The following is a 25,647-nucleotide window of genomic DNA, read 5'->3' as shown; positions in this document are numbered from 1 at the left end:
TTTATTCATCAAATCAATAAAAATTAAAAAACTAGAATGCGGTCATCAAAAAAACGAACAGTCAAATTATTATAATCATGCAACTATGAATATTGAAAATACAAAAGCACAGATGCGCAAAGGAGTCCTGGAGTACTGTATACTTTCCGTCCTTAACGGAGAGGACAAGTATACCTCTGAAATCCTGGACACCTTAAAGGACGCTAAAATGCTAGTAGTAGAGGGTACCATTTATCCATTGCTAACAAGACTAAAAAATGCGGGACTTCTTAATTATCGTTGGGAAGAATCTACTTCAGGCCCCCCAAGAAAGTACTATACCTTAACAGAAACAGGCAAACTTTTTCTAAAAGAACTGGATACCACCTGGGATGAATTAAGAAATGCGACAAACCTCGTAACCAAAACAAAAAACAACTAAAAAATGAACAAGACAATAAATATAAATCTGGCCAATTTATTCTTCCATATAGATGAAGTAGCCTATACGAAACTTCAACGCTATTTAGAGGCCATAAAACGTTCTTTCGCCAATACCAGTGGTAGTGACGAGATTATAGCGGATATAGAGGCCAGAATTGCCGAACTCTTCCATGAAAAAATGGAAAACGAAAGACAGGTAATTACGGAAAAGGAAGTGGACGAGATTATAAGCATAATGGGACAACCAGAAGATTATATGGTTGATGAGGATATTTTTGAAGATCAACCAAAAACATCCAAAAACCCAGGACGTGTAAGGAAACTTTATCGGGACATTGACAATAAATATATTGGAGGGGTATCTGCCGGCTTGGGACATTATTTTGGTATAGACGCCCTATGGGTTCGATTGTTATGGATTTTACTGACCATATTTAGTTGGGGAGGATTTGTTTTTATCTACGGTCTATTATGGATTTTAATTCCCGAGGCAGTTACTACTGCCCAGAAGCTGGACATGCGCGGTGAAGCCGTTAACATAAGTAATATTGAAAAAAAAGTAAAGGAAGGTTTTGATGACGTAGCCGAAAAGGTGAAAAACGTGGACTATGAAAAAGTGGGAACCAAAGTAAAAGATAGTAGCAAGAGCTTCTTTAACGCCATTGCCGATATTATCATGTTTTTTTTTAAGATCATTGGCAAATTTATTGGGATTATCCTGATCATAATCGGTGCGTCTGGAATTGTTGCCTTATTCGTTGGTCTTTTTACAGTGGGAATTTTAGATATTATACACCTTCCAGGAATAGATTTTTATTATATGGTGAACTCTACCAATACCCCGGTATGGCTGGTCTCCCTATTAGGATTTTTCGCCATAGGAATTCCCTTCTTTTTTCTCATGTACCTAGGCCTTAAGATTTTAGTGAACAACCTGAAATCGATCGGTAATATTGCAAAATTTACACTTTTGGGACTGTGGTTAATAGCCATAATCCTACTCACCGTATTCGGGATAAGACAAGCTGCTGCCCACGCCTACACTGGTAATGTTTCCGTAGAAAAGGAACTGGTATTCCAGCAACCAGACCAACCCATAAAGATCCGTATAAAACCCTCTGACCTAGGAAATAACGGCAATGACATAGGTATCAACGGGGTTGTACTGGATTACACCGAAAATGGTGAAGAAGTACTGTTGTCGGAAGATGTGCGTCTCAACATAAAAACGTCAAGGGACTCCATAGCGCGAATTGAGATTCGTAAAAATTCCAATGGGAATTCTTTTAAAAACGCCACAGAGACTGCGGGTAAAATCAACTATGATTATGCCATTCAAGACAATACTTTAATATTTGACGATTTTTTGACTACTGCCAAGGAGAATAAATATAGGGACCAAGAAGTAAGGATATATCTATATCTGCCCATTGGTGCAAAAATAAAATTCGACAAATCCCCTCAAAACTGTTGGATAATTAGAGTCAATAACGATAAAAATATGGACGGATGTGAAATTACCAAATACGCATGGCAGATGGATGAAAATGGGGAATTACAATGTTTGGATTGTCCAGATATTATGGAAGACCATGATGATGATGATAATAATGGTAAAATTATCATCAATGAAGATGGTGTAGACATAGATATAAAAGGAGATGGAGACAATTTTAAATTAAAAATCGATGAAAAGGGAGTTCAGTTCAAAACCAATGAAAGTAAAAAAATGGAAATAAAAAAAGATACAATTCAGTAGGCTCTTGTAACAGCTCAGTAATTTATAGTGTGTTTAAAGAAACCTAATTAATATTTTTAATTAAACATTAAATATCATCATTAATCAATCCTTGAATGGCGCTACCCCCCTGGTGCATATTTCGAGCCAAAAAAAACAACAATCATGACAACACTAGCAAGAATTACCATCACCCTTATCTTGGCAATTTTGTTTTCTTCCTGCGGTTTCGATATTAATATTGGAAACGGTAAGAAGGGAAATGGAATTGTAGAAGAAGACCATCGTGCCGTAAACTCGGAATTCACCTCAGTTTCAGCCTCGGAGGGCTTGGATGTTTATGTTACCCAAGGCAATGACTTCGATATAGTAGTTGAAGCCGATGAAAATGTAATAGACCTTATTGGAACGGATGTCAAAAATGGAACCTTGCGAATTCATGCCATAGAAAATATCGGCAGGGCTACCAAAAAAGTTTACGTAACCTTACCAGTAATTACTACTTTGGAAACTTCCAGTGGTGCCAGTCTCATTACCAAAAATGCAATTAGGGCACAAAACATTGATTTGAGCGCCAGCAGTGGTTCCAGTTTACAAATTAAGGATTTAAGGGCAGAAAAAGTAACAGCGGATTCAAGTAGTGGGGCCGACATTAAAGTGGTTGGTGAAACAGAAGCCCTTTACAGCAATGCCAGTAGTGGCTCTGGCATTAAAGCAGAGAATTTAACCACTGCAAAATGTGAAGCCAGGGCCAGTAGTGGTGCGGGAATTACCGTAAACGTATCCGAATCCTTAATGGCAAAGGCTAGTAGTGGCGGAGATATTCGCTATACCGGCACGGCGAAAGTAGAACATAAAAAGTCGAGCTCTGGCACCGTCAGTGCCTTGTAAATTCCCTGCATGGCCCTAGTAGCAACCGTATGTAACATATGTTAATAAAACCCATTGAGATTTCAATGGGTTTTGACTTTCCAATACATCTGCTTTCTTTATATTAGTTCTATAATTTGTGGTATGAAAATAAAGATTAAAAAATACGTACTTCCCTTAAAACACACTTTCAGTATTTCCAGGGAATCCCATGATTTTCAAGATTCTATGGTCGTTTCCCTGGAACTTGATGGTAAAACTGGCTATGGAGAGGCAACTTCCAACCCCTATTACAAAATAACCTTTGAAACCATGAGGGCAGAGATTGAAAATGTTAGAAAGGAGATCGAGCAATTCAATTTTAAGGAACCGGAAGCATTCCATTCTTTCCTCGTTTCAAAAAATCTAAGCAATTTTGCCATTTGCGCATTAGATCTTGCCGCCAATGATTTGTACGGAAAAATACAAGCTAAGCCTCTGTATGAGTTATGGAATACGGACAACAGTTCTTACCCAATAACCAATTATACCATAGGATTGGACTCCATTGAAAAAATGGTGGTTAAGATAAAAGAAATGCCATGGCCCATATACAAAATTAAACTTGGCTCTGACAGGGACGTGGAAATTGTAGGGGAATTGCGCAAACATACGGATGCTATTTTTAGGGTAGATGCCAATTGTGCCTGGACAGCCGAAGAAACCATCATAAATGCCCCTTATTTAAAGGAATTGGGCGTGGAGTTTATTGAGCAGCCCCTGAAAGCCGATGATTGGGAAGGCATGGAAAAGGTAGTGCATGAAAGTGTTCTGCCCATTATAGCCGATGAAAGCTGTATTGTGGAATCCGATGTGGAAAAATGTGGCCTTCATTTTACGGGCATCAACATTAAATTGACCAAATGTGGTGGACTCACCCCGGCAAGACGTATGATTGCGAAGGCCAAGGAAATGGGACTTAAGGTAATGGTAGGTTGTATGACGGAATCTACGGTGGGCATATCTGCCATAGCCCAACTAATTCCACAATTGGATTATGTGGATATGGACGGCGCCATGTTACTAAAAGAGGATATAGCTGACGGAGTTATTATTCAGGACAATGGAAAAGTAATCTTTCCTACACTTGGTGGAAGTGGAATAAGCTTACGATAATGACTTTTTATATCGATGGATTCCCGGGCAGGGAAATAGAGCTGGACCAGAAGAAATACTTGTATTTTGGAGGAACCTCCTATCTAGGACTACAGACGGATGAAACTTTTCAGGAAATCTATATATCCAATATAAGGAAATATGGTACAAATTACGGAGCTTCCAGAAAATCCAATATCCGAATTTCTATTTATAAGGAGGCCGAACAACATTTATCCCGGTTAGTAGGAAGCCCGGCCTGTATCAGCTTATCATCCGGATATTTGGCAGGACAACTCGTGAGACAAACTATGGATTCCAAGGCATATAGGCTATTCTATGCCCCAAATACCCATTCCGCACTCTATTCCTCAAATCCTGGCATATCCAAACTTAAACCTTACGTAACGTTCACCGCCTTGAATATAGCCGTCAGGGGTCATTTGGAAGCCGATCAAGAAACCACACCAGTGGTGTTTTTGGATGCCTTAGATTTTTCCGGATCTAACTATCCATATTTTGAGGGATTAAAAATGCTGCCATTGGAAAATATCATTCTAGTAGTAGATGATTCTCACGGAATTGGAATTGTCGGTAACAATGGGGGTGGTGTTTTTCGCATTATACAGGGTTTAAATCCAAAGGAATTGATCGTTTGTTGCTCATTGGGAAAGGGTTTTGGGATACAGGCAGGTGCCATTTTTGGATCTAGAATCCGTATGGAACAATTGGCGGACACTCCGTTCTTTGGAGGTGCAAGTCCGGCTGCACCTGCTGCCATGGCCAGCATTATTGATGGCAGTGAAATTTTCAAAGAAAAAAGGAATATCCTAAAAAATAATATTGGCTTATTCAGGTCCAAAATAAAAGCGTTGGATAAGTTTAAGTTTATGGAAGAACATCCTGCCTTTAGTTTTAATGATGAGGAACTCACCAAATATCTGAAGGACCAAAATATAGTGGTGACCAGTTTTAGATACCCAGATGAAGAATCCACTCTTATGAGCAGAATCGTGATCAGCGCACATCACACAAAGGATGATATCCTTTTATTGTGCAATCTTTTAAACTCATATTTCTAAAAGAGAATCGGCCATCCTTCACAACTTTCCATGAAATTCACAATGGTCGTTCGCACATTCAATCTACTTTAATATGAGTTAAATACATTGAAAAGGAATTTAAAAACAATTTGATCATGAATTCTTCACTGGTTTAATTATTCATAAAAACAGGTAAAAACAGAACATCGAACTAACCAAATGTGAATTTTTTAAAAAACACCCTGTTCTGTAAGTATTTGTCACAAAATTAGAATCCAAAATCATTTTTATTTGATTCTTTTTTAACATAAGCTTGGTTTAAGATGTTAATAATCCAAAAAAGTTGTAACTTATTAGTATCTAAACTCATAAATAATATAATCATGAAAAAAATACTTGGAATAGTTTTCTTGATGCTATTTTTGGTGTCCGCCACCCAAATTGCATCTACAAAAATTCAAAACCCCAATACTCTTGAAGGTACATGGGAATTAGTAAGTTTTAACAATTACGATGGTAACGATGTGGTTAAAACCATACCGCCAACAGATGGCTACCGTCAAATTAAAATGTATTATAATGGAAAGGTAATGTGGACGCGTTATGTTCCTAAAGACTCTATTGAATGGTTTGGGTACGGCTCCTATGTGGCAACAGATAGTACCTTGACAGAAAAATTGGAATACATGTCATCATCAATGAGAAAAGTTGCCAATGAAAATATGGAATGGCATATGGAACTCCAATTGGAAGGTGATAAATACAGCCAAATCTTTACTGATGCGGATGGAAATCGCATTAATTCAGAAAACTATAAGCGTCTAAACTAATATTGTATTGCAACTATTTCAATAAAGGATCTTAGATATTTGGTATATACCAAATAAAAAACAATCTGTAGCTGGATAAGAATTCCAAATACAGATTGTTTTTGTTTCCCCTCAACTAATTTGGAGGTGAGCATTGAGAAATACCCTATAAATGATTTTGGACTAAGCTTCCTGATGGGTTTCAATGGTAGCTAAATATCTTTCAGCGTCCAAGGCAGCCATACAACCTGTACCAGCAGCTGTAACCGCCTGTCTATATTCTTTGTCCTGAACATCGCCACTAGCAAAAACTCCTGGCTTACTTGTTTTGGTAGATTTGCCTTGGGTAATTAAATACCCTGTTTCATCCATTTCCAATTGTCCCTTAAAAATATCCGTATTTGGTTTGTGACCAATGGCAATAAAAAGTCCTGTAATGGCAATATCCTCTTTTTCTCCAGTGACATTGTTGACCATTCTTAATCCTTCTACTACTTGATCTCCCAAAACGGTGTCCACTTCGGTATTGTAACGAATTTCAATATTGTCCAAGCTGTTCACCCTATGTTGCATTGCTTTTGAAGCGCGCATTTCATCCCTTCTTACCAACATAGTAACCTTTTTACAAATATTGGCCAAATAGGACGCCTCTTCAGCGGCAGTATCCCCTGCCCCAACAATGGCTACATCCTGTCCTTTATAAAAGAATCCGTCACATACCGCACATGCAGATACTCCTCCGCCACGTAATTTTTGCTCACTGGGAATACCCAAATACTTTGCTGTAGCACCTGTAGAAATAATTACTGTTTCTGCCTCTATAATCTTATTGTCGTCTATGGTAACCTTATGGATGCCACCTACTTCATCACTGAAATCCACAGCAGTAGCCATACCAATGCGTACCTCGGTACCAAATCTTTCGGCCTGCTTTTGTAATTGAATCATCATCGTGGGGCCGTCCACTCCATCTGGATAACCCGGAAAGTTATCGACCTCCGTTGTAGTGGTCAATTGTCCGCCTGGTTCCATTCCTGTATACAAAACAGGTTTTAAATCTGCCCTAGCCGCATATATTGCTGCAGTATAGCCTGCAGGTCCCGAACCAATAATCAACGTTTTTAAACGTTCTATTTTTTCTGCCATAATCAAAGTCTTCATTACTAATTAGAAAACAAAAGTAGGATTTTCAATAAAAAACTTACATCAAAAGTTATAAAAAGTTATTATAAATGAAGTGGCTTAAACTATGGACTGTTAAACCATCTGACTTAATGTTGTGTTTTTGCTGTAAAAATGGAAATTCTTCCTTCACCCAACTCCTTTGGACATCCAATAACGGGCTCTCAACATTATTGTACACAAATTTTCAAGCCAGAGTCTCGATGCAAAGCATCGACTTTTAAAGTCTAATTTTATAAATTATTGGATTTTGGCCTTCTTTCTTATACCGGTAAATAAATTAAGCCAAAACCCATTGAGTATACAATAACACCCATGGGTTAAGCACCAATATAACTATACCCTTTAATGATAAGGCAATACCAAGAACGGTATGGTAGTATGGAATCCAATTTGGTTTATGACCGGTTTTAGAAAGAGATTTTCGAGAAAACTATGCTTATTCTTTACCATTACCAGCATTTGTGCATGCTGTTCCGATTGAATACTATTGATTGCCTCAATGATTCCCTGATCTGGAAGTTCATGAAACTTATGTTTAGCTTCCGAAAGTAAATCAGCCAATTTCCTCTTGTTACTTTCCTCCTTTTCGTTAAGTTCATAACTGGTACAGACATGCATAATATCCATGGTAGATTTATGGATGGCGGAAATAAACAATACTTCCTTGAGTAGAGCGGAACTATAATCAATTTCATAGTCTGTTGGAAATAGGATGTTTTTGGGAATCTCGAAATTATAATCATAAGGAATGGCCAATACTGGACATTTAGCCCTTTTAATGGTATGTACAGTACTACTGCCCAAAAATATTTCCTTTGCTCCCGTAGCACCTTGGGTTCCCATAATTATAAGGTCTATTTCCTTTCTTTCCACAAGTTCATCTATGGCCTCCATCAGTACACTGAAAGCACTATAGGTTATAAAATTATGTTTTGGGTTATTATGACTTGCTACGATTTTCAATTTTAACTCCTCCAATCTTTTTTCAGAATCTGTACGGTAGATGTCTCCCAATCCCAATTGTCCAGGACTATGTAATAAATATTCTGACTGATAAATGGCCGGTGTATAGGTATGCAGCAGATAAAAAGTACAATTCTCACTCTTAAGCAAACGTACCGCATAGGAAATTGCCCCGTAGGCATTATCCGAAAAATCTGTGGGTATTAATATTTTTTTCATTTGAATATTTTTAAGTGCATAAAAAGTACAATTGTATATAGGTTTTAACCTCTAATTCATACATCCTTAAAATCCACTTTGGAATGAATTAATGATTATCTTAATACAGATATTATTCATTGTCACTTTTACATAAGTTTCTATTAAATTTAAGGAATAATATGGAACGTGATATGATTTTCATCAGTTGAATCAACGATCGTTTTAAATAATTTTGCCACATGCAACTGGTCCCATTGGAATTTTCGAAATTGGAGAAGTAAGCATTTCAAATGAAAATGCTTTTTATAAGATCGGTTGAACAAACACTTAAGTGTAAAGTATAAATAACGGACAGGTGAATTTTATAGACTATTACAAAATATTGGGCTTGGACAAAGGTGCCAGCCAAAGCGACATCAAAAAAGCGTACCGTAAATTGGCCCGAAAACACCATCCGGATGTTAATCCAAACGATAAAGAGGCTGAAAAGAAATTTAAGGAAATTAATGAAGCCAACGAAGTATTGGCCGACCCTGAAAAGCGTAAAAAATACGATAAGTACGGCAAGGATTGGCAGCATGCAGAAGAATTTGAAAAGGCACAATCATCACAGGGCTCCAATTACAGTAGAGGCAGGAGAAGTACTGCACAAAAATATGGAGAACAGGATTTCTCGGATTTTTTCGAATCTATGTTTGGAGGTTCCAGTAGTTTTTCCGGAAGAGGTCAGGCACGTTTTCGAGGTCAGGATCTAAATGCTGAATTAAAATTACATATAAGTGATGTTTTTAAGACCCACAAGCAGACGCTAAATGTAAATGGTAAGAATATCAGGATTACGGTCCCTGCGGGAATCGAAAATGGGCAAACCATAAAAATTAGCGGACATGGGGGACCTGGTCACCAAGGAGGGCCCAATGGCGACCTATATATTACCTTTGGAATCATAAACGATACTCCCTTTAAAAGGGATGGTAACGATTTGTATACTTCTGTAAACCTAGACTTATATACTGCCTTATTGGGAGGTGAAATAATGGTGAATACTTTTGACGGACAAGTAAAACTAAAAGTTAAACCAGAAACGCAGAACGGCACCAAAATAAAATTAAAAGGCAAGGGCTTCCCCGTGTACAAAAAAAATGATGCCTATGGAAATCTATATATTACCTATAACCTTGTTACCCCTACCAATTTAACGCAAAAGGAAAAAGATTTATTTAAGGAACTGGCAGAGCTAAGAAAATAATAATGTATACGGATAGAGAAACTTGCCTTAGGCATTAAGTATTCCCTATCCAAAATTTAATCGCATGGAAAAGGATTATATATTAATTACCGACTTCTGTTTAAGTCATAATATTGAAACACATTTCGTGATGGAACTTTATGAATATGGCCTGGTAGATGTTATTATTAAAGAAAATGTACGTTATCTCCCCATTCAACAATTGCCCAAAGCGGAAAAAATAATTAGGCTCTATTCCGATCTGGATATCAATTTGGAAGGCATAGCCGTTATTACCCAACTTCTTAACAAAATTGAAAAAATGCAGGATGAAATTACCCATCTCAAAAACAGGCTGGACCTTTATGAATAAGACCAAGACCACAGATGGAGCAAGTTTCAATCCGATAGCAAACGCAATATAAATTTCCCTAAATCCCTAAGAGTTCAAAAAAATGAATTGGAAAATAAATAGCTCAACTGATTTAAATCATTTTACATAATGTGTTGGATCCCTAAATTTGAAATAGGTAATCCCAATCCCTGATGCCATGACAACACTGATTAAAGTTGAACAATTTATTTCTGAAGAAAATAAAAGTATTATAACAAGAAATCTTAGCCGGATTTTGGATTTAAGAATTTTGGACATTGATATTATTAACAAAACAATCTCCCTAGTATATAATAACCCCTTTGTGTTGGACAAGGCCAAAAAAGAACTTGGCCGAGTTGGATATTCCCTTCAAAACACTCCCTTACTCTAAGCCCATTCCTGCTAAAAGCAACAAGACTCTTCTATATTTCGAAATTAAAATTAATCCGCGTATCTATTCTTCCAACAGACTATAATGTGCGTTAGGTAACGACTTCATAGTTTCCGCTGCTTGTTCGGCAGTAATGTCGCGTTGTGGATTGGCAAACATCTCATAACCTACCATAAACTTTTTTACAGTTGCCGATCGTAGTAAAGGCGGATAAAACGACATATGAAAATGCCATTCCGGATGGTCCTTTCCATCTGTTGGCGCCTGATGTATGCCTGCAGAATATGGAAAAGAGGTGTTGAATATATTATCGTACTTAATGGTAAGCTGTTTCAGTATTTCAGCGTAGGAACGCTTTTCGCTTTCTGAAAGCAAACCGATATGTGCCAATTTTCTTTTGGGAAGGATCATAGTCTCATAAGGCCAAACCGCCCAATAAGGAATCAGCGCTACAAAATGCTCATTTTCAACTATTATGCGTTCATCCAACTTCAATTCCTGTTCAATATAATCCTCTAAAATACTTCTTTTGTTCTTTTCCCAATAGGCCTTTAGATTACCTATTTTCTTTTGTACCTCCTGTGGTATATTATTTTGTGCCCAAATTTGTCCATGTGGATGGGGGTTACTACATCCCATTATACCACCTTTATTTTCGAAAATCTGAACATAGTTGATGGCTTCATTAGTCCCCAATTCCCTATATTCCTTCTGCCAAAGGGAAATTACATCTGTAATATCCGATAAAGACATTAAAGGTAATGTCAGGGCATGGTTCGGAGAAAAACAAACGACCTTGCAAATACCGGATTCCGCTTCCGCATAAAGCAGACCATTTTCGAAGGTTTCTTCTGCAACATCCGGCAGTAGTGCCGAAAAGTCATTGACAAAAGAATATGGCCTTTCGTAACTGGGATTAAGCTCTCCTCCCATTCTTTCGTTGGTCGGACATAGATAGCAGGTAGGGTCGTAAACGGGCAGGTCCGTAGAAGCACTTTTTTCGGTCTTTCCCTGCCAGGGCCTTTTGGTTCTATGTGGAGATACCAAAATCCATTCTCCTGTTAGGATATTTAATCTTCTATGTGGGTTGTTATTAAAATTATTTGCCATTGCGATTAATTTTGTATGTAGGTTCCTGCACTTGGTTTTACCTCAAATGCATCCAATTCTATATTAAAAGCTGCCTTGTATGCCTTGGTGGCTGCTTGTACAAAATCATCCACCATGTCCTCATGTACAATATTTAAGGTACAGCCTCCAAATCCACCCCCGGTTTGTCTTGCCCCTAATACAGCTTCGTATTGCTTGGAAAAATCGACCAAGAAATCCGATTCCGGGCAGCTCACTTCGTAAGATTTACTAATTCCGTCATGAGCCTCATATAAAAGCGCACCAAATAGTTTTAAATCATTATCCCTTAATGCTTTTGCGGTTGTCAATACCCTTTCATTTTCATTGATGATAAATGAACATCTTTTATAAATAGTGGTACTCATTTCACTTTTACAGACTTCCAGCATTTCGCATTTGGCATTCCTCAAAGAAGTTACTTCGGGATAGTGTCCTTGTAGAATAGCAACTCCCTCCTCGCATTCCCTTTTCCTGGTATTGTATTCGCTTGATGCCAAATTATGGGAGACTTTGGTATTGAGCATTATCATTTTATAAGGATCTATTTGAATAGGAATCTGTTGATGTTCCAAAGATTGGCAATCCAACAAGATCACGTGTCCTTTTTCGCTCATTACGGAGGCAAATTGATCCATGATACCACATTGTGTTCCTACAAAGGTTTGTTCCGCTTTTTGAGAAAGTAGCACAATATCCATTTTGGAAAGACCAAGATCAAACAGCTCATTTAGACCATAAGCAAGTCCACATTCCAAGGCTGCAGAAGAACTTAGTCCGGAGCCCATGGGCAATTTACTTTCGATGGTACAGTCAAAACCTCTTAATTTATCGGTCCTTTGTAATATCTCATTTAATACACCAAGAATGTAATTTTCCCATTCTACATTGCTTTTGACTATTTTATCCAAAGACAGGGTAAAACCAGTATTGTATCCCAAACTATAAAGATTACATTCTGTTTTTGAATTATTCTTTTTGAATTTAAAGGTGATTTTTTTTTCAATGGCCGTAGGCAATACATAACCAAGGTTATAGTCCGTATGCTCCCCTATTAAATTGATCCGTCCTGGGGATTCAACAACAAGCTCTGGGATAAATTTTTCTGGAAAAGACATAAATTGAAATGTTATTAAGATTACAAATATAGCAAAAATAATTTATAAATGTAAAATTTACATTTATAGGTGAAACCCATACCTTTCATGGCACAATTGGAAAATAATCCAAAAAAAATCCCTCAGAATAGCCTGAAGGATCGTATAAATAAAAATTGAAATAGGTGTTATTTCCCTTCTTTAAGCATAGATACCGTTGCTACGGTCCTAAATCCAAGATGTTCCAATGAGGAATCCAGACTGGAAGCCATTCTGGCGGATATCCTATAACTGGCGCAGTAAGAAGCATTGCAAAGAAAAGACCCCCCTCTCATTACTTTCTCCCTAGCGTAGGGCATATTTGGATTATAAGGATTGGTTGCCCCCTGAGGATTTACAACAGCACCGTTTATTGCATTTAATTCATTATAATAATTTGTATTGTACCAATCACTCGTCCATTCCCAAACATTACCGGCCATATCATACAGTCCAAACTCATTTGGAGGGTAAGACTTAACCCTAGCACGCTGTTCAAAACCGTCAGCTATGCTATTGTTCACAGGAAATTCTCCTTCCCATGTATTTGCCATTTGGGATAACACAGAATCGTCATCACCCCAGAAATAAATACTTTCCGCCTTATTGCCCCTTGCGGCTCTTTCCCATTCTGCCTCCGTGGGTAATCTTCTTCCAGCCCATTGGCAATATGCCAAGGCATCTTCATAGGCCACTTGCACCACAGGGTCGTTATCTTTGCCCTTTATTGAACTTCCTGGGCCGTTAGGTTGCTTCCAATTTGCTCCAATGGTCCAGTTCCACCATTGCGAAAAATCATATAGGTTGGGAACTGAAGTCTTAGTCTTCTTGAACGTCAATGACCCAGGTTGTAAAATAGAATCGTGCGGTTTAGGGGTTCCTTCAGGTACTTGCGTCTTCATTTCCTCCCAATCTATGGCCCGCTCGGCAATAGTAATATATCCTGTTTCCTTTACGAATTTTGCGAATTGCGCATTGGTTACCTCTGTAACATCCATAAAAAAACCATCGACCTTTACCTTGTGTGCCGGCTTTTCATGATCCATGGCCATCTTATCCTGGGGTACTGCCCCTTGTGTAAATTCCCCTCCAGGAATCCACACCATTCCTCCCGGAACCTCAATATTTTCTGGTTTTTCCACTAAAATAGGGGTGGTGTCAATTTTGGATTCCAAAACCTCTGTCATAGGGGCATCAACCTCTTTTTCGTCAGTTGACTTTTTATCCTCTTTACATTGAATTAACAAACCCACCAAAAGAAGGGCACATAATATCTTATAATATTGCATTCCAATTTATTTATGATTCTGCAAATGTAAAGAACGAAAATCATTCTATTCCCTTTGTGGAATAAATTTCATATCATAAATTGTAGAAGCCACTTTCATAATCGCATTGAATATATAGTCACAGACCTGTTTCTGACCTTCAAAATTAATAAGTTCTAACGTATCTTCCGGGGTGTGATATTGTGGATGCCCCCCCGTATGGATTCCTAGAACTGAAATATTCTTTTTATAGAAAGAGACATGGTCTGAACCTCCCACCGATCCCGCGTGGACTACAGGTGACAACCCCAAAGGTGGTCCCAATTCCTTCATCAATTCCACTCCCCCTGGAAAGGTTCCCGCTCCCCCCATATAAACCTGTTTGGCTTCGTTTAACCTACCTACCATATCCATGTTTATCATAAGCTTAATGTTGGATAAGGGTACAACCGGATTATCCGCAAAATATTTACTGCCCAAAAGCCCTTGTTCCTCGGCTCCAAAGGCAACCAATAAAACACTTCTTTTTAACTCTGCCTTATGCGCCCATAATTTCTCCCCTATTTCCAACAAGGCCGAAGTGCCACTGGCATTATCGTCTGCACCATGATGGATTCCAATCCTTTCGGATTTAGTAGAGGGACCACCGCCCAGGCCTAAATGGTCGTAATGGGCTCCAAGTACAACAAATTCATTTTTTAAATTGGGATCATTTCCCTCAATAACACCTATAACATTCCAAGTTTTAACTGCCTTTTTGGGCATCAACCCTTTCTTCACCCTTAATTGGGCCATAAAAGGTTGTTTATAGGATTTCAAATAGGAAGGAATATTGGATTTCTTAAAATCATTTTTAATATAGTTTACAATCCTTTTATTGACCTTTCCTCCCGGATAACGACCAGAATTTTTGTCAGAGGTTAAATAGGTAATATGTTCTTTAAGTTCATCGGTAGTTACATCTTCCTGCCCAATGCAAATATTGAACCAACTACCCAGTAAGAAAATGGCAATAATTAATTTCATATAATGATGTCCTTTACTTCTATTCTTCAAAATTTACTTTTTCAAATTTCGCTGGTAAACTTATGCCTTGACTTCTCCATCTACTCAACAATCTGTCCAAATTGGAACGGAAAACGCCATAATCTTTTCTGGTTTTGGATGTCCAACCCACCTCTGCATAAGCTGCTATCCTAGGGAAAATCATTCGGTCCATATCAATTGCTTCAGGAATCCATTCCCCCCACATTTGACAGCCGCTTCCTATAATTTTATGTTGAAAGCTTTCAGCCAATCCTTCAGGAATTGGGTCGAAACTATAGGCTTTTTCCAAGGGGATAGATTTAAAGGAATAGTCCAAATAAGAATATTCATGGTGAGAATTTACTATTTCATATCCATCTTGTACTGCTTTTGAGACCAAATCCAAATTGCCTTTCCAAAAATGAACTAAGGTATTTTGGGCCAAATTTTCTTTGACCTCCATATCCGAAGCGTCCTGCCATTCATGAACATTTTCCCCTAAAATTTCATTCCATCCCATCATTCGATGCCCATTTTTATTTAGGTAGTTTGAAATTCTATTCGTAAAGAAAACATGCAGGTCCGCCGGAGATGCCAATCCATTTTTATTCATATAATTCTGGATTTCCTCCGAAGATTTCCAGGAATCAAATTTTACTTCATCACCGCCAATATGGATTATATTACTGGGAAATAACTCCATGACTTCTTTAAGTACGTTTTCAAGAAATTCGTACACCCGTGGATCGGACACATTAAAGGAATCCGGAAGCTTCCCAAAAACGGTAGGCACCGCTTTAAGTTCCCCAATAGTTCCCAACCAAGGATATGCGGCGATAGCTGCAGATGCATGCCCGGGCATTTCAATTTCTGGGATAATCGTAATTTGCCTTTCTTTGGCGTAAGCAATAATTTCCTTAACCTGTTCCTGTGTATAATATCCGGAATGGGGGGTGTTGGATCGTTCCTCACTATCCCAGCCCCCAATCTGGGAATTGCTCCTAGTGGATCCCAACTGGGTCAATTTTGGATACTTTTTTATTTCCAATCGCCACCCTTGGTCATCTGTCAAATGCCAATGGAATACGTTCATCTTTAGAAGTGCCATCTCATCCAAGAGTTTCTTTACCTGCTCAGTTCCCTTGAAATAGCGCCCCTCATCCAGCATAAAAGCCCGCCACTTAAATCGCGGACTATCTTCGATACTTATCCCTGCAATCGATAATTTCTCCTTCTTGTTAACATTATCTATCCCCAATAACTGCCTAAGTGACATTATACCATAAAAAACACCAGTAGTTGTTCCTGCCGAAATGGATATGGAACTGTTGTCTACCATTAAGGTATAACCTTCTTCACCTAATTTCTGGGTCAATTGTGGGTTATGGTTAAGTATAATTCCCTTACCCCCCCTCCTTTTAATTTTCAGTTCTTTCTGATGCTCAACTTTCAATAATTCTTGCAGATAGTCCGCATTTTCCTTATTGGCGCTGTCAGCTATAATTATTGTACTTGGTGTAATCGTATACTTGCCCTCTTCAGCAACCACCTGTAATGGCTGCGGAATAATTCCCGTAGTCTGGCCATTGCCAAATATCGCCAATAGTAAAACGAGTGGTAAAATAATCCTAGTGTTCTTCATAATCCATTTATAGATAAATAAGATAATTTAATATTTCCAGTAGTACTGAAGTGATACCTTCCTGCCACTATTTAATAGGTTGATTATTGGCCCCATTTGAAAATAGACCATCACTAAGGGCCGGAATCCTAAACTTTTCTATAGTGGGTTCCGTATGCTGACTTTCCAATATTCTAGCAGCCCTTTCCAGTATCTCGGGATATTGATCAGCAACGTTTGTAGTTTCTTTTATATCCGTCTTAAGGTTGAACAGTTCCAGTTTTGGTTCATTTTTTTTGTCCTTCAGGTGGGATTTCACCACTTTCCAATCACCCATGCGGATGGCCAATTGCCCTCCATATTCTGGAAACTCCCAATACAGGAAGTCGTGCTCTTTTTGATCCTCCTTAGAAAGCAGGGTAGGTAGGAAACTTACTCCATCCGTATAACTTGGCTTTTCATAACCTGCTACATCAGCCAAAGTGGCCATAACATCATAGTGTGCGGAAATATGATCGGTTGTAGTTCCGGGCTTTATATGTTCGGGCCATGAAGCTATCATGGGCACCCGAATTCCGCCTTCGTAGACAAATCCCTTTCCTCGACCCAGCTCGCTCCTAAAAGGTTTGGCACTATTAAACCATGGTGAGTCGGTCCCTCCATTGAAAGTGGGGCCATTGTCCGAGGTAAAAATAATCAAGGTGTTCTCATATAGACCGTCTGCTTTCAACTTCGCCACTAGTTTACCTACGTTTTCATCCAAATAAGAAACCATGGCAGCGTAACCGGCACGGGGGTTTTGGTGCGGAAAATAACCTCTTTCACCCAAATAGGGTTCTTCATCCCCAAACTTATTCTTATAATAATCCACCCATTTTTGAGGAGCTTGGATAGCTGCATGGGGAATTGGAGTAGCCCAATAAATAAAAAATGGATTTTCCTTGTTCCTATCCACAAACCCTTCCAATTCCTCGAACATAAGATCGGGGGCATAATCGTTCAAGGTAAAGAGGGCATAACTAGTTGGATCGTTAATATCCGCTCCTTTGGCCAATTTAGTGTTGGGCGCAATAGTATCATTATTTAAGTGTACCCTGTTTTCATTTTTGTACAAATGCAAAGGATAATAGGTGTGCGCCTGTCGCTGGCAATTATATCCAAAAAAGTAATCAAAGCCCATTTTTGTTGGAATGGATTGGGTATGAGGCGCCCCAAGTCCCCATTTTCCAAATATGGCGGTGCTATATCCCACCCCTTTCAGTTTTTTAGCAATTGTAACAGTGCTATCTGGCATAGGTCGTTGTCCTTCCAAGACAGAGTCTTTGGCCATTGCCTTGTAATTCCATACCTCACCACGTTCTCCCCATTCTTCATTACCTCGAATATAGGCATGTCCAGAATGTGTCCCGGTAAGCAACATATAACGTGCAGGCGCACAAACAGGGGCACTGGTATAATGCTGAGTAAATAACATGCCTTCCTTAGCCAAGGCATCAATATTAGGAGTTTCTATTTTTTCCTGGCCATAGGCACCCAATTCCGCATATCCCAAGTCATCGGCCAAAATGTAGATGATGTTTGGTTTTGGTGCCGCAGGTATACTGGACTCTTTTTTATCTTCATCCTTACAGGACAATAAGGTGAATGGAATTAAAATTAGAGCAATTAATTTATTCATAACAATTCTTTTCTGATTTGTGGCAAGGTGCCTTCTTTATATAATAACTAATGTCTTGATTCTATTTTATTTTCTCTTTTTTAGGGCTAATGGTTCCTAAGCAAGCAATATTGTTTTAACGTCAAATTACCCAGTTCCATTCTTTATGCTCATATACCAATTTTCAAACTAACACAATTTCAAATTGATAAAATTCTATTGTATTGGTTTTTCCAATAATGAAAAATCGATTTCCGGTGCTATCCCGTTGGCCTTCCTTTCATGGAAGGTGTCCATTAAAGTTTTTTCATCAAAAAAACCGCAGTTCTTCATGAAAAATTTGTTCCCAATGGCGCCCCCTGCATAATCTTCCCTTGATCCCTTTCTTGCCGTGGCGTCCGCCGTGAATTTAGCATTGGTAAGTTCGTGCCAATTGCCCTTGGTATCGTAGATCCATTGATTGGTATATTCTCCCATTCTGGATATATGGCCCACTTCGGTCCGGAAATTCTCCAGAAAAGAATGTGGTCTGGTTAAGTAGGTACTGGTATGCGGCCTTCTAAAACTGGCAATTAAATTCCATTTTCCTGTTTCTGGGTCAAAGAAATACGCCGTATAATCCGTTGAATTATTTACCGAAGGCTCCCCTTTTAATAAAAACTTATATGCATTTCCCGCCTTCCAGTTGAACACTTTATAACTTTGACCACCAGAACCTTCATTCCCAAATTCTCCCGTAGTTACTCCTTCTCCCTTACCCAACATAATTATTTTATAATCGTCCGGGATACTTTTAGGGTCTTGGGTTTCGAACGGACTCCACACGGAAAAAAGGATTCTCCTTTCAGTTTCCGAATTTACTTGCATTCCAAAATAGCCTTCACCAAAACCATTGGCCATAAAATAGGATCCTATGACGTCCTCCTTTTCGGGTACCCTTATTTCATTGTAAAACCACAGAATTTCCGTGGCGGCCGGAGTGGTATAGGACAAATGGACAGATGGTCCCCTTCTTCCCCAATAAAAATCCTCCTTTACGTAGGTAAGGTTACCATTTGCAGCTTGCCCACCAATAAGCACCTCTTTAACTTCCGCAAAAGTACTTCCTGTTTTTTCCGAACCCTGCAGTTCCAAGAAGTGGTACCCCGGTTTGCTAATCATAAAGGTTCCAACCTCCACTATTTGATCATCTCCATTGGATACTTCAATCTCTTTAACCGTGCCATCCAGTGAGACTTTAAGTTTAGAGTTTCCAGTGGACACACTAAGTTTTAAACCAACATTCAACGAACCAGTTTGATCGGTCTTAAAATAGGTTCGAATGGTGGTATTCCCGTCATTCCAATTGCTTATCCCCTTATCGGAAATAAGGTTTTTGTTATCCTCCACCTGATTTACTACCCAACTATTGCCACCAGGATTTATTGCTTCCGTAAAATTTAGTTTTTCCTTAATATTTTCTTCTGGAACATCTTGTTTGGACAAGGTGGTACATGACAATACACAAAGCAGCAAGATAATTCCAATACTGTTTTTGTATCCAATATAAATTGCTGTAGCAATCTTGATCGATCTATTTATAATCATGGTTCCAATATGCGTTTTTCCCTTCATTTTTTGTTATCGTTGTTACAATTATTATATCCCTAAATCCAATCTCTATAAATCCGATACTTCAATACTATCTACCCTCCCCTTTAATTTTCTAGGATTTTTGCCAAATTCCTTTTTAAAACATTTTGAAAAATATTTAGGGTCGTTGAAGCCCACCAAAAATGCTGCCTCGGATACTGAATAATTACAGTCGGCGATCAAAATAGCGGCCTTTTTCAGCCTCATAGTTCTTACAAAGTCGACTATTTTCTTTCCTGTCAAGGCCTGAAATTTTCTATAAATGGCTGAATAGCTCATATTTAGATCTTGCGACAGATCCTCCAACTTAAAATCGGGATTACTCAATTGATTCTCAACTAGACCTACCAATTTTTCTAGGAAAACTTCGTCCTGGGACCTATTTGACCCACTTTTGGGAGTGGTTATTAAATCGTTCTTATACTTTAATATAATCCGATCGCTACGGGTAATTATATTATTTACCTTTAAGACGAGCTCGTTTATATTGAATGGCTTACTAATATATTCAAGGGCACCCGTTCGTAAGCCCAATAATTTGTTTTTCGATGTTTTTTTGGCGGTAAGTAAAATAATGGGGATATGGGTAGTGAGTTCATTTTTTTGAAGCATACCACTCATTTCAATACCGTCCATTTTTGGCATCATAATATCACTAATGATCAAATCTGGGTTATGCTCAAGTGCCAAGGCATAGCCCTCTTCCCCATTTTCAGCCAAGAGAACATTATAGTAGTCACCAAAAATATCCTTCAGGGATATTTGTAGTTCATAGTTATCCTCTACCACTAAGATAGTTTTGGCCAATTTGGGATACCATTTCCCATCGGTTTTCCCCTTCAAATCATGGTCAATATCTTCTATGTCAATTAAAGTATTCTCAACCAATAATTCCCCTGGCAAACTATCAGTCCTATTTCCATCTATTGGAAAACTCACACTAAAACAGGTACCTTTTACAGGATCCGATTTTACATCGATTGTACCGTTGTGTAAGTCGACCAGTTCTTTGGTAAGTGCCAAGCCTATTCCCGTACCTACTTTCTGTTTACCCGAATCGGCCTGATAAAACAATTGAAAAATATTCTCCAACTCCTCCTTTGGGATTCCCGGACCCGAATCGGTTACGGATATCTTTACGTTTCTTTCCCAATCCTCCACTATAACATCCAAAGTTATTGCCCCTCCCTTAGGCGTAAATTTGAATGCATTGGACAACAGATTAAAGAAAACATGTTCCATTTTTTCTTTGTCGTACCACATTTTAAGCTCCTCATTGGGGTAGCTACATTTAAAATTGATCCCCTTAAAAGTTGCCTGTTCTTCAAAAGAATTCGTTATTTCCTTTAAATCGGTTATAATATTGTGATCTGAAGCACGTAATACCAGTTTCTCCAATTCCTTATCACGCAACGATGTCAATTCAAAGACGATTCTTGATAACCTATTGGCATTATTAGAAATTAAACGAAGCCTTTGCTGCAAAAGTACATTGCCACTTTTTATGGCCCTGTCCAGCATATTTTCCAACGGAATAAGAATTAGGGTCAAAGGTGTTTGGATCTCATGGGACATTTTTGCAAAAAAGTTCATTTTTAAGGCATATAATTCCCGTTCATGCTTATGCTCCAACTCATCGGCAATTACCCTGTTTCTAAGCCTTATCCAAATCACGATACCGTATAGCAGGCCAATGAACAATAAGGCATAAAAACCTTGAGCCAATGAAGATTTCCAAAATGGCTGTAGAATGGTAATGGCAACGGATTTTTGTTCAATATCCCATTCCCCATTCCCTGAACTGGCCTTAACTTCGAAAATATATCTCCCCGGAGGTATATTTGTATATGTCGCCAAACGTTCCTTTTCTGAGAGAATCCAATTATCATTAAATCCTCTAAGCCGATATGCATAGTTGTAATTGGAAAAAAGCACATTGTCTATAGCTAAAAATCGAAAGAAAAATGAGGATTGGTCATGATCCAGTTTCAATTCCTCTATTCTTTCTACCCCATCCTTAATTTGTTCCGGAATAACCGAAATAGAAGGTTGATTTAAAATGTCTATATCCTCAATAAACAATTTTGCTACTGATTCTTCCTTTTTTATCTGATTGGGTTTAAAGTAATTAACCCCATTTAAACCCCCAAAATAAAAATTTCCATCCGGCCCGTAATGGGCACTTCTTTGCATAAAGGAATCATCTTGTAATCCGTCACTTTTTTGAAAAACCCTTGATATTGAATCCTTTACATTTAAATGCCAAATACCATTGGTTGAACCCAGCCATAAATTATCCTTATTTTCCAATAGCACGGACCTAAAAGTGGTATTTTCATAAGTTCCTTTTATTTTTATGGATTCAAATTCCCGATCGGAAATACTAAATTTAATTAAATCACCATTTACCAAAACCAGCCATAAAACCTCCTCCCCACTTGCGGCCATAGACCAGATGTGATAATTTTTATTCGAGATAAGTTGGCTGTCGACATGTAGATACCTCGTGAAATTTGACTTTAATAAATTCTCAACATTTTCATTAAACCTAAATAACCCACCCCCATTATACGCGAGCCACACTGTCCCAGTGGAATCCTCAACAACAGACTGGGAAATTCCACCCAATAAGCCTGCATTATCATTTTCAAAATGCGCCAATAAAGTGTTTCGTTCCGAAAATAAATATATCCCCAAGTCGGTTGTGACCCATAATCTATGCTGCGAATCCCTAAAAATAAATCGGACATCCATCACCATGTTATTTTTGGAATTCCTTAGGGGAACTTTAGAAAATTTATGGCTCAGCGCATTGTACTTCCATAGTCCGTTCTTATAAGTCGCTACCCATACATTGCTGTCCCTATCCTCATTAATGGAGTGGATATAAAATCCTTTGCTTTCCGGCGTATTATTAAAAAATTGCTCTTCCTCACCATTGGCAGAGACCTTGGTTATTCCGTCCCCATCGGTCCCTATCCATAGAGTACCACCTTTCGCCTTAAAAGAAGACAACACTCTAGCAGGCCTGCCCTGCACTGAACCGGAATGATAATGTATCTGACTATTCCTATTCCTTAAAATGTTAATATCCCCATAATTTGTGAGGACCCATAAATTGTTCTTTAAGTCTTCATTTATTCCTATTACAGTATTGGTGCTCAATGAAAACCCATTTAAATCATTGTGTTTATAAATTCCCAAATCACCGGTTTCCGGGTCCAGGCGGTAAAGTCCGTTTCCATCAGTTCCCAACCATACTACTCCATTTACATCACAATACATCGAAGTGAACAATTCGCTTAATTGCCCCCTCCATTGTTCTTGTATAATCTCATCCTGAATAAAGGATTCTTTACTAAAATCATAAACCATTAGTCCATGGCCTGCATAAGATGAACCAATCCATAGTCTATTTTTTTTGTCCAAAAGCAGGAGATTATTGTCCGCCAATGTATAATCGTAGGGCACCTGCAATGTCTCCAGGCGTTTTGTTTCCAAATAAAAAATATAGTGTGGGCCCTTATAAGTACTTACAATGAGCTGATCGGATTTTCTAACTACCAAAGAATTAACTTCGTTTAGTCCTATGGAATTAGGCGGTATGGTAGTAATACTATCAGCAACACCATGGCTGTGGTCGTAGGAAAAAATAGACCCCTTATTTGTGGCCAACCAAATCAAACCATTGTCCTCATGTATTATATTGACCTTGTGATCTTTCTGAAAATCCTTTATGGAATTATCAATGGACAAAAACCTCCCGTTTTTCTGCAAATAGGAAATTTGTCCGTTCATAGATAATGCCCAAATAACCCCATTGGCATCCCTAAAGATCTTCTTTACCTCATCCGAAGTTGTATCATCTTTAAAAATTAATTCCTTAGGTGTGAATTCGTAATTATACCCGTCGTATTTTGAAATCCCTTCGGCGTGTGCCAACCATACAAAACCAAGGCTGTCCTGTACGGAGTGGGTAACCTTAACATTATGGTTATCCAATTTAAAGGGAAGGTGGATAAAATTGGTTGAATGTTGACCAAACAAAAAAGAACCAAAAAACAGCCCTAACACAAGTGTGCCAAATATTTTGTTCCAATTAAATTCCTTTTTCAACAAATGCATTTCAATGGGCAAAACCCTTCATTTTTCTTCCAAACAAATGTACCTATTATTCACTACAACCAAAAGGAGGTATTTTCTTCAAAAAGGTGGAAAAAAATTACAAATGGCAGAGAAATCCAAAATTTTACCCCTACAAAGCAAAAAAATTACACTTTTATATTTAACACTATTTTAATATTTGCGGACAATACCTATTGAAACATAATATTAAGTTAACATGAACCACAGAAGAGATTTTATTAAAAAAACAGCCCTCACCGGTGCCGGTATCGCACTATTGCCCAACCTAGGATTGGCGACTAATTTAACTAAAGACCCTCAAAAATTAAGAGTTGGTGTAATTGGTGTTGGACTAAGAGGTACAAACCACCTTGACAATCTTTTAAGGAGAAATGATGTTATTATTACTGCCATTTGTGATATAGACCCAAACCGTATTGACATTGCCCAAGACCATATACTAAAAGCTGGTGGAAAAAAAGCGAAGGCTTTTGGGGAGAATGAACACGATTATAAAAATCTATTGGCACTTCCGGATGTAGAGGCCGTAGTTATTGCCACCCCTTGGCTATGGCATACCAAAATGGCGGTTGCTTCTATGAAGGCGGGTAAATATACCGGCCTTGAGGTATCGGCAGCCAACACTTTGGAGGAATGTTGGGATCTTGTAAATACCCATGAAGAAACTGGTTCCCATCTTATGATATTGGAAAATGTAAACTATAGACGCGATGTACTTGCCGTATTGAACATGGTAAAACAGAATGTTTTTGGTGAACTATTACATTTTAGATGCGGTTATCAGCACGATTTACGGGGTGTAAAATTTAACGACGGAAAAACCGCTTATGGAAAAGGAGCCGAATTTGGAGCCAAGGGAATTTCCGAATCGGCTTGGAGGACCCAGCACTCTTTATTAAGAAATGCCGATGTCTATCCAACCCATGGTTTGGGACCAATAGCCGTTATGGCAGATATCAACCGAGGAAATCGTTTTCTGTCACTTTCATCACATGCTACAAAAGGTGTTGGATTGCATAAGTATATCGTAGATACCGCTGGTGAAAATCACCCCAATGCCAAATTAAAGTTTAAACAGGGAGATATCATTACATCTACTATAGAAACTTCCAACGGGGAAACTATCATTGTTACCCACAATGTAAATAACCCCCACCCCTATTCCTTAGGATTTAAAGTTCAGGGAGCACAGGGGCTGACCGATTTTGACTACCATACCCAACGAATCCATATCGAAGGTACTACTGAAGGGCATGGATGGGAAAATATGGATACCTGGTTGGAAAAATACGATCATCCCTTATGGAAAAAATTTGGCAGTAGCGCCACGGAAGCAGGCCATGGTGGAATAGATTTCTATGTTATAAACGCCTTTATAGAATCTGCCAAAGAAAATATAGCCCCCCCAATGGATGCCTATGATGCCGCCGCCTGGAGCGCGGTCACGCCACTTTCCGAACTTTCCATTGAAAATAATGGAGAACCACAGGATTTCCCAGATTTCACCAGAGGCACCTGGATCAAGAGAAAGCCATATAACTGGATTAAGGATACGTATTAAATACTAACCTAAAAGTAAGATGAAGACATTTTGAGTTGTTTGAGTAAGTTGTTTTGAAAGCCCATTCCATGCAAATGGAATGGGTTAAAAAAGTAACCAGCTCCTCTCCAA

General features: G+C 38.5%; 20 protein-coding genes. 10 read left to right on the top strand and 10 right to left on the bottom strand.

The genetic code is table 11. The features are described 5' to 3' along the window. Nucleotides 1–85 precede the first annotated feature (85 nt). The 6 genes from CWD91_RS17935 to CWD91_RS17910 all read left to right on the top strand — a co-directional run bounded on the left by CWD91_RS17935 (nt 86) and on the right by CWD91_RS17910 (nt 6,038). The gene (locus tag CWD91_RS17935; RefSeq protein WP_103442345.1) at nt 86–421 is read left to right on the top strand and encodes a PadR family transcriptional regulator; all 336 of its coding nucleotides are present in this window, start codon (nt 86–88) and stop codon (nt 419–421) included. A 3-nt stretch (nt 422–424) separates the two neighbouring features. Further along, nucleotides 425–2,182: a PspC domain-containing protein gene (locus CWD91_RS17930; protein WP_103442344.1), complete on the top strand. Its 1,758-nt coding sequence runs from the start codon at nt 425–427 to the stop codon at nt 2,180–2,182. Between the two features lie 144 nt (nt 2,183–2,326). Beyond that, the gene (locus CWD91_RS17925) at nt 2,327–3,052 is read left to right on the top strand and encodes a head GIN domain-containing protein (protein WP_103442343.1); all 726 of its coding nucleotides are present in this window, start codon (nt 2,327–2,329) and stop codon (nt 3,050–3,052) included. 123 nt (nt 3,053–3,175) lie between these two features. Beyond that, nucleotides 3,176–4,186: a dipeptide epimerase gene (locus CWD91_RS17920; RefSeq protein WP_103442342.1), complete on the top strand. Its 1,011-nt coding sequence runs from the start codon at nt 3,176–3,178 to the stop codon at nt 4,184–4,186. Next, nucleotides 4,186–5,247 carry an aminotransferase class I/II-fold pyridoxal phosphate-dependent enzyme gene (locus CWD91_RS17915; protein WP_103442341.1) on the top strand — a complete coding sequence of 354 codons (1,062 nt, stop codon included), beginning with the start codon at nt 4,186–4,188 and terminating at the stop codon, nt 5,245–5,247. Before CWD91_RS17920 ends, CWD91_RS17915 begins: the two co-directional genes overlap by 1 nt. Before the next feature lie 344 nt (nt 5,248–5,591). Further along, entirely contained in the window at nt 5,592–6,038 is a 447-nt protein-coding gene (locus CWD91_RS17910) for a hypothetical protein (RefSeq protein ID WP_103442340.1), read from the top strand. Between the two features lie 162 nt (nt 6,039–6,200). Here CWD91_RS17910 and trxB read toward each other — a convergent pair whose 3' ends face one another. Together trxB and CWD91_RS17900 are read right to left on the bottom strand one after the other, a co-directional pair. Continuing rightward, entirely contained in the window at nt 6,201–7,163 is a 963-nt protein-coding gene (gene trxB / locus CWD91_RS17905; protein ID WP_103442372.1) for a thioredoxin-disulfide reductase, read from the bottom strand. 381 nt (nt 7,164–7,544) lie between these two features. Next, nucleotides 7,545–8,384, bottom strand: coding sequence for a universal stress protein (locus tag CWD91_RS17900; RefSeq protein WP_103442339.1), 840 nt, complete (start codon nt 8,382–8,384; stop codon nt 7,545–7,547). Nucleotides 8,385–8,721: 337 nt separating this feature from the next. Between CWD91_RS17900 and CWD91_RS17895 the strand changes: the two genes are divergently transcribed. From CWD91_RS17895 to CWD91_RS17885, 3 genes are all read left to right on the top strand, one after another. Continuing rightward, the gene (locus CWD91_RS17895; protein WP_103442338.1) at nt 8,722–9,615 is read left to right on the top strand and encodes a DnaJ C-terminal domain-containing protein; all 894 of its coding nucleotides are present in this window, start codon (nt 8,722–8,724) and stop codon (nt 9,613–9,615) included. 64 nt (nt 9,616–9,679) lie between these two features. Then, nucleotides 9,680–9,967, top strand: coding sequence for a chaperone modulator CbpM (locus CWD91_RS17890; RefSeq protein ID WP_103442337.1), 288 nt, complete (start codon nt 9,680–9,682; stop codon nt 9,965–9,967). A gap of 178 nt (nt 9,968–10,145) precedes the next feature. Next, the gene (locus CWD91_RS17885; RefSeq protein WP_103442336.1) at nt 10,146–10,361 is read left to right on the top strand and encodes a hypothetical protein; all 216 of its coding nucleotides are present in this window, start codon (nt 10,146–10,148) and stop codon (nt 10,359–10,361) included. A 63-nt stretch (nt 10,362–10,424) separates the two neighbouring features. Here CWD91_RS17885 and CWD91_RS17880 read toward each other — a convergent pair whose 3' ends face one another. The 8 genes from CWD91_RS17880 to CWD91_RS17845 all read right to left on the bottom strand — a co-directional run bounded on the left by CWD91_RS17880 (nt 10,425) and on the right by CWD91_RS17845 (nt 23,945). Beyond that, nucleotides 10,425–11,471: a UDP-glucose--hexose-1-phosphate uridylyltransferase gene (locus CWD91_RS17880; RefSeq protein ID WP_103442335.1), complete on the bottom strand. Its 1,047-nt coding sequence runs from the start codon at nt 11,469–11,471 to the stop codon at nt 10,425–10,427. Between the two features lie 5 nt (nt 11,472–11,476). Further along, nucleotides 11,477–12,607, bottom strand: a complete 1,131-nt coding sequence (gene galK / locus CWD91_RS17875; RefSeq protein ID WP_103442334.1) for a galactokinase — start codon at nt 12,605–12,607, stop codon at nt 11,477–11,479. A 167-nt stretch (nt 12,608–12,774) separates the two neighbouring features. Beyond that, complete coding sequence (locus CWD91_RS17870; protein WP_103442333.1) at nt 12,775–13,914, bottom strand: formylglycine-generating enzyme family protein; 1,140 nt, start codon at nt 13,912–13,914, stop codon at nt 12,775–12,777. A gap of 45 nt (nt 13,915–13,959) precedes the next feature. Next, on the bottom strand, nt 13,960–14,919 hold the full coding sequence (locus CWD91_RS17865) for a M28 family metallopeptidase (protein ID WP_103442332.1): 960 nt from the start codon (nt 14,917–14,919) through the stop codon (nt 13,960–13,962). Nucleotides 14,920–14,938: 19 nt separating this feature from the next. After that, nucleotides 14,939–16,561 carry a beta-N-acetylhexosaminidase gene (locus CWD91_RS17860; protein ID WP_103442331.1) on the bottom strand — a complete coding sequence of 541 codons (1,623 nt, stop codon included), beginning with the start codon at nt 16,559–16,561 and terminating at the stop codon, nt 14,939–14,941. 67 nt (nt 16,562–16,628) lie between these two features. Next, entirely contained in the window at nt 16,629–18,218 is a 1,590-nt protein-coding gene (locus CWD91_RS17855; RefSeq protein ID WP_103442330.1) for an arylsulfatase, read from the bottom strand. Nucleotides 18,219–18,413: 195 nt separating this feature from the next. Further along, nucleotides 18,414–19,811 (bottom strand): DUF3472 domain-containing protein, encoded by a 1,398-nt coding sequence (locus tag CWD91_RS17850; protein ID WP_239985843.1) that lies wholly within the window; start codon nt 19,809–19,811, stop codon nt 18,414–18,416. A 45-nt stretch (nt 19,812–19,856) separates the two neighbouring features. After that, nucleotides 19,857–23,945, bottom strand: a complete 4,089-nt coding sequence (locus CWD91_RS17845) for an ATP-binding protein (RefSeq protein ID WP_192877693.1) — start codon at nt 23,943–23,945, stop codon at nt 19,857–19,859. 226 nt (nt 23,946–24,171) lie between these two features. Between CWD91_RS17845 and CWD91_RS17835 the strand changes: the two genes are divergently transcribed. Continuing rightward, nucleotides 24,172–25,536 (top strand): Gfo/Idh/MocA family protein, encoded by a 1,365-nt coding sequence (locus CWD91_RS17835; protein WP_103442327.1) that lies wholly within the window; start codon nt 24,172–24,174, stop codon nt 25,534–25,536. The last annotated feature ends 111 nt before the right edge of the window (nt 25,537–25,647 follow it).

This window comes from Arenibacter hampyeongensis (assembly GCF_002909255.1).
GTDB classification, from domain to species: domain Bacteria; phylum Bacteroidota; class Bacteroidia; order Flavobacteriales; family Flavobacteriaceae; genus Arenibacter; species Arenibacter hampyeongensis.
Note: the sequence above shows the minus strand (reverse complement) of the source record. Positions and strands in the feature narration are given on the sequence as shown.